Below are 1,009 nucleotides of genomic sequence, written 5' to 3'. Positions count from 1 at the left end.
ACGTCCCGCCACCTGCTCATCCGATTCAACCGCATCACCCGCCAGGTCTACCTGCACCGCCCACCCAGTTGCGGCGGTATCGCCGTACTGCCCTGGGATGACATTCATCACGATGCAGTCCCCGGCGTGAACCTTGTCGTTGGCTGGTACCCGCCCTATTCCCCGCTCCCTTTTCCCAACATGGTTTTCGTCGGCAAGAAGAGCGTCAGCGAATTCGATATGAAAGCCGAATGGGAGTACATCCGCCGCTACATGGATGAAGGCGGTCTGGATGCGGTATCTCTGCCGCGCCTGAGTTCGCACCTGCCTTTGCCTTGGCCCGCCTTCGCGGCGCAGTTTGAGGCGTTGGGTCCGTACCTGCGTCACAGCGGCCCACTGACGTGGCTTGGAATGCTATTGATATCTCCGGCCCTGCTGGTTATCGGCCTGGGGCATTGGGTGTCGCTCATGTTGTGCTGGCGTCCGCGTTGGCCAAAGATCATTCGGGAAGCCGGCTTGCCCGGCAAGCCAACCCCGCCGTTGACCACCATCGACGACTATCCGCCGGACGTTCGTGCGGCGTTGCTGGAAAACGCACATCGATGGGTCGTGCGGCCGGGTTCGCCGCCACCACGACCCAAGCGATTTTCCTTCAAGGGAAGCTGGGAGAACCGCAAGCGCTGACTGCCAGTCGCTTGCCGCTAACGACCAGCAGCCGACGTTGACGCGGCCCCATGTGTGCCCATAAACGCCCCTATCAACGCCCTACCAACGCCCCATCAACGCCCCATCAACGCCAGATCACGACTGAGCAACGCCCCATCACCTCCCCTGCAACGCCAGATATTCCTTCAACGTCCCCACCAACGCCGCCGCCGCTGGCGACAAACTGCGGTTGCGTGACGTGACCAGGCCAATCGACCTTTCCGCAACCGGCCCGATCAGCGGGCGTTGCACGATCCCCGTCTGCGATACCGCGCCGGCGGCGATCTCGGGCAGGGCCGCCACGCCCAAACCGCATGAAAACGCA

Annotated in this window: 1 protein-coding gene and 1 pseudogene; one reads left to right on the top strand and one right to left on the bottom strand. The window is 62.7% G+C overall.

Annotated features, from left to right (window positions below):
• Nucleotides 1-663, top strand: a pseudogene (locus YH64_RS30315) (hypothetical protein); the annotation flags it as partial.
• A 138-nt stretch (nt 664-801) separates the two neighbouring features.
• Here YH64_RS30315 and YH64_RS30015 read toward each other — a convergent pair.
• The coding region (locus YH64_RS30015; protein ID WP_255444904.1) for a LysR substrate-binding domain-containing protein at nt 802-1,009 on the bottom strand (208 nt) is incomplete at its 5' end.

It is taken from the genome of Achromobacter sp. LC458 (assembly GCF_001005835.2).
Taxonomy (GTDB): Bacteria; Pseudomonadota; Gammaproteobacteria; order Burkholderiales; family Burkholderiaceae_B; genus Achromobacter; species Achromobacter spanius_B.
The sequence above is the reverse complement of the archived record's forward strand: the minus strand, read 5'-3'. Positions and strand labels throughout refer to the sequence as shown.